Below are 308 nucleotides of genomic sequence, written 5' to 3' on the forward strand. Positions count from 1 at the left end.
GGACGGGCCCTTCCCGCCCGGTGGTCGAGGTGCCGAGGAGCGCCAGCGACGAGCCGCGAGACCTGTTGTGCCGATGGGTATCTGAGCCACGGGCACGACACCTCGACCATCGGGAGGGGACTATCACTATGGAGTTCTCAAACAACAGATGCGGTCCCGGCCAGGCCGGGTGCGGGGAATCAGGTTGTGGGGCAGCGTGGGTCAGGCTGCTGCGTCGTCGAGTCGCATGGTCCGGCGGTGATACGACGGCACTGGTCGTCGTTTCGGGTCGATGCTGGCGGGTGGGATCAGCCAGGGGTGTCGGTCGA

1 pseudogene is annotated in these 308 nt (G+C 66.9%); it reads right to left on the reverse strand.

The features are described 5' to 3' along the window. Positions 1-201: 201 nt before the first annotated feature. Positions 202-308, reverse strand: a pseudogene (locus P3L18_RS28235) (HNH endonuclease); the annotation flags it as partial.

It is taken from the genome of Gordonia sp. N1V (genome assembly GCF_029269935.1).
Lineage (GTDB): Bacteria > Actinomycetota > Actinomycetes > Mycobacteriales > Mycobacteriaceae > Gordonia > Gordonia polyisoprenivorans.